The sequence below is a fragment of the Streptomyces sp. NPDC001502 genome (assembly GCF_042894785.1).
Classification (GTDB): Bacteria; Actinomycetota; Actinomycetes; order Streptomycetales; family Streptomycetaceae; genus Streptomyces; species Streptomyces kutzneri.
On sequence record NZ_JBIAVW010000007.1, the window covers coordinates 190,975 to 198,019 of the forward strand.

Here is a 7,045-nt window from a genome sequence, read left to right on the forward strand (position 1 = left end):
GCTGTGAGTGGACGAAACACAGCGCTGACGCCCCCTGCCGATGCCGCCGCGCCGGTCAGGCACCCCGACGCGCCCGCACCCGGCGAGCTCCTCGGTGCGCACTACGAGCACTGTTTCGGCTGCGGCCAGGGCCAGCCCCACGGACTCCACCTGGAGGCCCGGGCGGGCGAGGGCGTGCGCGTCACCGCCGAGTTCACCGTCAGGCCCGCGCACCAGGGCGCACCCGGTCTCGCCCACGGCGGGGTGCTCGCCACCGCGCTCGACGAGACGCTGGGTTCCCTGAACTGGCTGCTGCGCGTCATCGCGGTCACGGGGCGGCTGGAGACCGACTTCGTGCGGCCCGTGCCGGTGGACACCGTGCTGCACCTGGAGGCCGAGGTCACCGCCGTCGCCGGCCGGAAGATCTACTGCACGGCCGTCGGCCGGATAGGCGGACCGCAGGGCCCGGTCGCCGTACGTGCCGACGCCCTCTTCATCGAGGTGAAGGTCGACCACTTCATCGACAACGGACGGCCCGAGGAGATCCAGGCGGCGATGGCCGACCCGGACCAGGTCAGGCGCGCACGCGCCTTTGAGGTGAACCCCTGATGTCCCAGAGCAACCACGATTCCCGCCGGCCGGTCGACGTACTGATCCGCCGCGTCGACCCGGAGGTGCCGATTCCGGCATACGGGCACCCCGGCGACGCCGGCTGCGACCTCGTCACCACCGAGGCCGCCGAGCTGGAGCCCGGCGAGCGCGCCGTCCTGCCCACCGGCGTCTCGATCGCCCTGCCCGACGGGTACGCGGCGTTCGTGCACCCGCGGTCCGGCCTGGCCGCACGCTGCGGGCTCGCGCTCGTGAATGCCCCGGGGACGGTGGATGCCGGGTACCGTGGGGAGATCAAGGTGATCGTGGTCAATCTCGACCCTCGCGAGAGCGTCCGGTTCGAGCGTTTCGACCGCATCGCCCAGCTGGTTGTCCAGCGGGTCGAGAAGGTGCGCTTCCACGAGGTGGCGGAACTTCCCGGCTCGGCCCGGGCCGAGGGGGGCTTCGGCTCCACCGGCGGGCATGCGGCCGTGGCCGGATCCGGGGCTGGTCAGCAGGGTGGGAATGGCTACGCTTCGGTCGTAACCGACCGGGAAGGACAGTGACGTGTTCGGACGTCGCAAGAAGAACGACTCCGCCCATGACGGCGGCGCGGCCGAGCAGGTCGTAGACGGCGTCGCCGAGCAGGACGACGCGGGCGAGCAGGAGAGCGCTGCCCCGCGCCGGGTGAACCTGCCGCCGGCCCCGCGGCCCGACGGCCCCTGGGACGTCTCCGAGGTGCTCGGGAACCCGGCCGACGGCCGGGTCGACCTGGGCGGCATCCTCGTACCCGGCGTCGAGGGCATGGAGCTGCGCGTCGAGGTCGCCGGTGACGCGATCGTGGCCGCGACCGTGGTCCTGGGCGACAGCGCCGTGCAGCTGCAGGCCTTCGCCGCGCCCAAGAAGGAGGGCATCTGGGGCGAGGTCCGCGAGGAGATCGCCGCGGGTATCACCCAGCAGGGCGGCATCATCGACGAGGCCCAGGGCTCCCTGGGCTGGGAGCTGCGTGCCCAGGTGCCCGTACCGCTCCCGGACGGGCAGACCGGCGCCCAGCTGGTCCGTTTCGTCGGCGTCGACGGCCCGCGCTGGTTCCTGCGCGGCGTCATCTCCGGCCAGGGCGCGGTGCGCCCCGAGTCGGCGGGTGTGCTGGAGCAGATCTTCCGGGACACCGTCGTCGTCCGCGGTGACGGCCCGATGGCTCCCCGCGACCCGATCGTCCTGAAGCTCCCGAACGACGCCCAGATGGTGCCGGACGGCGTGCAGACGGACGACCAGGAAGGCTCCCGCTTCGGCGGCGGCATGGGCCAGCTCGAACGAGGCCCGGAGATCACCGAGGTCCGCTGACCTCGGACGGCCCCCGCGCACAGGGGGGCTCGTCATGCGTTTCGGCCGGTGGGCCCTACTCCTTCGGGGTGGGGCCCACCGGCGTGTGCCCCCCCGGCACTGCGCGTCAGGGATCCGTCAGGGATGGCAGCCGGGGCGGCGATCGGTGCGTGCGGGGCGTGGACGTCCCGGAGAATGGGCGCATGGGACGCGGCAAGCTCAGGATCTACCTCGGCGCGGCACCCGGTGTGGGCAAGACCTACGCGATGCTCTCCGAGGGCCATCGCCGGGTGGAGCGGGGCGCGGACTGCGTCGTCGGCTTCGTCGAGCACCACGGCCGGCCGCGGACGGAGGTCATGCTCCACGGCCTCGAACAGGTCGAGCGCAAGCCCCTGACGTACCGGGGCGCCGCCTTCACCGAGATGGACGTGGACGCGCTCCTCGCCCGCAGGCCCGCGATAGCGCTGGTGGACGAGCTCGCGCACACCAATGTGCCCGGCTCGCGCAACGCCAAGCGCTGGCAGGACGTGGAGGAGCTGCTGCGGGCCGGCATCGACGTCGTGTCCACCGTGAACATCCAGCACCTGGAGTCGCTCGGGGACGTGGTCGAGTCGATCACCGGGGTGCGGCAGCGGGAGACCGTGCCGGACGAGGTGGTCCGCCGGGCCGACCAGGTCGAGCTGGTCGACATGTCGCCGCAGGCACTGCGCCGGCGGATGGCCCACGGGAACATATACAAGCCCGAGAAGGTCGACGCGGCCCTGTCGAACTACTTCCGGCCGGGCAACCTCACCGCCCTGCGCGAGCTGGCGCTGCTGTGGGTGGCCGACCGGGCGGACGAGTACCTCCAGCAGTACCGGGGCGAGCACGACATCCGCTCGACCTGGCAGGCGCGGGAGCGGATCGTCGTCGGACTCACGGGCGGGCCGGAGGGGCGCACGCTCATCCGGCGGGCCTCGCGGATGGCGGCCAAGGGCTCGGGAAGCGAGATCCTGGCCGTCTACATCGCCCGCAGCGACGGGCTGACCGCCGCCTCGCCGAAGGAGCTCGCGGTCCAGCGGACCCTGGTCGAGGACCTGGGCGGAACGTTTCACCATGTGATCGGCGACGACATCCCCGACGCCCTGCTCGCCTTCGCACGCGGGGTCAACGCCACCCAGATCGTGCTCGGCTCCAGCCGCCGCCGCTCGTGGCAGTACGTCTTCGGCCCCGGGGTCGGCGCGAGCGTCGCCCGCGACTCGGGACCCGACCTCGACGTGCACATCGTCACGCACGAGCACGTCGCCAAGGGGCGCGGCCTGCCCGTGGTGCGCTCGGCCGCCCGGCTCGGGCGGACCCGGATCATCGCCGGCTGGGTGGTGGGGACGGTCTTCCCCCTCCTGCTGTGCCTGCTGCTCACGCACGTCGAGGCCGACCTCGGCCTCGCCAACGACATGCTGCTCTTCCTTTCGCTGACGGTGGCGGCCGCACTGCTCGGCGGGCTCTGGCCTGCCCTGGCCTCCGCCGCCCTCGGCTCGCTGCTGCTGAACTACTTCTTCGCGCCGCCGCTGCACCGCCTCACGGTGTCCGACCCCAAGAACATCGTCGCCATCACCGTCTTCTTCGGGGTCGCCGTCTCCGTGGCCTCGGTCGTGGACCTGGCCGCCCGCCGCACCCACCAGGCGGCCCGGCTGCGCGCCGAGTCCGAGATCCTCTCCTTCCTGGCCGGCAGCGTGCTGCGCGGCGAGACCACGCTGGACGCGCTGCTGGAGCGGGTACGCGAGACCTTCGCCATGGAGTCCGTCGCCCTGCTGGAGCGGGCGAACGACGTGGAGCCCTGGAAACCGGCCGGCAGCGTCGGCCCCGGCCCCGCCGCCCGGCCCGAGGACGCCGACGTGGACATGCCCATCGGGGACCACATGGCCCTCGCCCTGTCCGGCCGGGTGCTGCCCGCCGAGGACCGCCGGGTGCTCGGCGCCTTCGCGGCGCAGGCGGCCGTGGTCCTGGACCGCCAGCGGCTGGTCGGCGAGGCCGAGGAGGCCCGCCGGATGGCCGAGGGCAACCGGATCCGCACCGCGCTGCTCGCCGCCGTCAGCCATGACCTCCGTACGCCGCTGGCCTCCATCAAGGCGTCCGTGAGCTCCCTGCGCTCCGCCGACGTGGAGTGGAGCGAGGAGGACCGGGCCGAGCTCCTCGAAGGCATCGAGGACGGCGCCGACCGCCTCGACCACCTGGTGGGAAACCTGCTCGACATGTCCCGGCTGCAGACCGGCACCGTCACCCCGCTGATCCGGGAGATCGACCTCGACGAGGTGGTCCCGATGGCGCTGGGCGGCGTACCGGAGGACAGCGTGCTGCTGGACGTGCCCGAGGCGCTGCCGATGGTGGCGGTGGACCCGGGGCTGCTGGAGCGGACCGTGGCCAACGTCGTGGAGAACGCCGTCAAGTACAGCCCGGCGGGGGAGCCCGTCCTGGTGGCGGCCAGCTGCCTCGGCGACCGGGTCGAGGTCCGGGTCGTCGACCGCGGACGGGGCGTGCCCGACGAGGCCAAGGACCGGATCTTCGCCCCCTTCCAGCGGTACGGGGACGCCCCGCGCGGGGCCGGCGTGGGCCTCGGGCTCGCCGTCGCCCGAGGATTCGCCGAGGCCATGGACGGCACCCTGACGGCCGAGGACACCCCCGGGGGCGGGCTGACCATGGTGCTCACCTTGCGCGCGGTGCGCGGCGGCGGGGCACCGGAGCGTGCCACGGTGGGCGCGGGCGACGACGGCGCGACGGCGGAACCGGCGGAACCGGCGGAACCGGCGGAACCGGCGGAACCGATGGAAGCGGCGGAACCCGCGGAACCGATGGAACCGATGGAACTTGATCACGACCGTGATCGGATGACGCGACAGAAGGCAGGACCTCAATGACCCGGGTGCTCGTGGTGGAAGACGAGCCGCAGATCGTCCGAGCGTTGGTGATCAACCTGAAGGCGCGCAAATACGAGGTCGACGCCGCGGCCGACGGGGCGAGCGCACTGGAGCTCGCCGCCGCCCGCCACCCCGACGTGGTCGTGCTCGACCTCGGACTGCCCGACATGGACGGGGTCGAGGTGATCAAGGGCCTGCGCGGCTGGACCCGGGTGCCGATTCTGGTCCTCTCCGCCCGGCACAGTTCCGACGAGAAGGTCGAGGCCCTGGACGCGGGCGCCGACGACTACGTCACCAAGCCCTTCGGCATGGACGAGCTGCTGGCACGGCTGCGCGCCGCAGTCCGCCGGGCAGAGCCGGCCGCGGGCTCCGGCGAGGACGAGGTGATCGTGGAGACGGACGGCTTCACCGTGGACCTGGCCGCCAAGAAGGCCGTGCGCGAGGGACGCGACGTACGGCTGACGCCCACCGAGTGGCACCTGCTGGAGGTCCTGGTCCGCAACAGCGGCAAGCTGGTCAGCCAGAAGCAGCTGCTCCAGGAGGTCTGGGGACCCTCGTACGGCACCGAGACGAACTACCTGCGGGTCTACATGGCCCAACTGCGGCGCAAACTGGAGGCGGACCCCTCGCATCCGCGGCACTTCATCACCGAGCCGGGCATGGGATACCGCTTCGAGCGGTAGTGGGCACGCCGGTACGCTTCCTGTATGAGTGCTGAACCGCGTCCCGAGAAGCCCGCGAAGCCGGCCAGGCCTGCGGGCCGGTTCCGCCGGATGATTGAGCGGCTGTCCACCTCCCAGGAGGAGCTGCATTCGGCGGAGCTGCAGGAGGACGCAGAAGCCGCGGGGTGTACGCGGATCTGCGACTGCCACGACCGCCAGATAGTCAAGGTGACCGGAACCCTGCGTACGGTCACCCTGCGGCCGCGCGCGGGCGTCCCCGCCCTGGAGGCCGAGCTCTTCGACGGCTCGGCCGCACTCGACGTGGTCTGGCTCGGGCGTCGCTCGATCGTGGGAATCGAGCCCGGCCGACGCATGATTGCCTCGGGGCGTATCTCCATGACCCACGGCCGTCGGGTGCTCTTCAACCCGAAGTACGAACTCCGCCCGCTCGGACAGGAGCACTGACCGGTGACGTCACTCGACAAACCGACCACCCCGGAACCGACCGGGCCGCGACATGCCGCCGCCCCGTCCGAGGACCAGAAGGCCGTGACGCAGGCGGCGCTCTTCGATGCCTTCGGCGGCATCCGGGGCACCGTGGAGACGATGCTGCCCGGACTGCTCTTCGTCATGATCTACACGATCAACAAGGACGTGAAGTGGTCCGCCATCGCGGCCGGCGCGGTCGCGGTCCTGCTGGTGATCGTGCGGCTGCTGCGCAAGGACACGGTCAAGCACGCCTTCAGCGGGGTCTTCGGCGTGGGTGTGGGCGTGGCCTTCGCCCTGTTCACGGGCAGCGCGAAGGGCTTCTACCTGCCCGGCATGATCTACGGCGTCGGCCTTGGCGTGGCCTTCACGGTCTCGGCGCTGGTGGGCTTCCCGCTGCTCGGCGTGATCCTGGGCCCGGTCTTCAAGGAGAACCTCTCCTGGCGCACCCGCAACCCCGGGCGCAAGAAGGCGTACGTCAAGGCCAGCCTGGCCTGGGGCCTGATCTTCCTCGCCAAGTACGCGATCCTCTTCCCGCTGTACTGGTGGGGCGACGCGACGCAGCTGGGCTGGGTGCTGATCGCGCTGAAGCTCCCGCCGATGGTGCTCGCCGTGTACTTCACCTGGGTCTTCCTGGCGAAGGCGCCGCCGCCGATCGACGTGATCGCGGAGTGGGAGGCCAAGGAGGCCGCCGAGGCCGCCGCCAAGGGGCCGAAGGCCTGACGGCGCACAGCTGACGCAAAGGGGCGGGACCGGCCAGAAGGCCGGTCCCGCCCCTTTGCGCTGCCGCGCCGGAACGCGCCTGCGGGCGCAGCAGGAGCCCGCAGGGCCGAGGCCCCACCGCACGCCCCGCCCCCGCAAGACCGCAGGAGCGCGCCCCGGCGCCGGCGGGCCAGACCACTGCGCAGGGCCGACGGCCCGGACGGGAACGGCCGCGTGGGGCAGGCCGCCGCGCAGGGGCGGGCCCGCAGGGGTCGACGGCGCAGGACGGGCCACCGCCGCGGGGCAGGCCCCCGGCTCCGACGGGTCGTGGACGCGCGTCCGTGGCTGCGGGGCGGGGCGCCGGGTCGTACGGGCGGCCCGGGGTGCAACGGCCACGTCGGTGAAGGCCCG

Annotated in this window: 7 protein-coding genes; all 7 read left to right on the top strand. The window is 72.6% G+C overall.

The features are described 5' to 3' along the window. The first annotated feature begins 3 nt into the window (after positions 1–3). Complete coding sequence (locus ACFY0D_RS14420) at positions 4–588, top strand: PaaI family thioesterase (RefSeq protein WP_390798638.1); 585 nt, start codon at positions 4–6, stop codon at positions 586–588. After that, positions 588–1,133, top strand: a complete 546-nt coding sequence (gene dut / locus ACFY0D_RS14425) for a dUTP diphosphatase (RefSeq protein ID WP_150259936.1) — start codon at positions 588–590, stop codon at positions 1,131–1,133. Before ACFY0D_RS14420 ends, dut begins: the two co-directional genes overlap by 1 nt. 1 nt (position 1,134) lies before the next feature. Next, a complete protein-coding gene (locus ACFY0D_RS14430; RefSeq protein ID WP_301365783.1) occupies positions 1,135–1,911 on the top strand; it encodes a DUF3710 domain-containing protein in 777 nt (258 codons plus the stop codon). 182 nt (positions 1,912–2,093) lie between these two features. Next, positions 2,094–4,784 (top strand): DUF4118 domain-containing protein, encoded by a 2,691-nt coding sequence (locus ACFY0D_RS14435; RefSeq protein WP_390798639.1) that lies wholly within the window; start codon positions 2,094–2,096, stop codon positions 4,782–4,784. After that, on the top strand, positions 4,781–5,467 hold the full coding sequence (locus tag ACFY0D_RS14440; RefSeq protein ID WP_390798640.1) for a response regulator: 687 nt from the start codon (positions 4,781–4,783) through the stop codon (positions 5,465–5,467). The genes ACFY0D_RS14435 and ACFY0D_RS14440 overlap by 4 nt, the downstream gene beginning before the upstream one ends. 24 nt (positions 5,468–5,491) lie before the next feature. Beyond that, positions 5,492–5,911, top strand: coding sequence for an OB-fold nucleic acid binding domain-containing protein (locus tag ACFY0D_RS14445; RefSeq protein WP_078626234.1), 420 nt, complete (start codon positions 5,492–5,494; stop codon positions 5,909–5,911). Between the two features lie 3 nt (positions 5,912–5,914). Further along, positions 5,915–6,655, top strand: a complete 741-nt coding sequence (locus tag ACFY0D_RS14450; RefSeq protein WP_052871870.1) for a DUF3159 domain-containing protein — start codon at positions 5,915–5,917, stop codon at positions 6,653–6,655. Positions 6,656–7,045: the final 390 nt, after the last annotated feature.

Coding starts and splice junctions, on each gene's coding strand:
- ACFY0D_RS14445 (WP_078626234.1), top strand. CDS start 5,492: ATGAGTGCTGAACCGCGTCCCGAGAAGCCCGCGAAGCCGGCCAGGCCT.
- ACFY0D_RS14440 (WP_390798640.1), top strand. CDS start 4,781: ATGACCCGGGTGCTCGTGGTGGAAGACGAGCCGCAGATCGTCCGAGCG.
- dut (WP_150259936.1), top strand. CDS start 588: ATGTCCCAGAGCAACCACGATTCCCGCCGGCCGGTCGACGTACTGATC.
- ACFY0D_RS14435 (WP_390798639.1), top strand. CDS start 2,094: ATGGGACGCGGCAAGCTCAGGATCTACCTCGGCGCGGCACCCGGTGTG.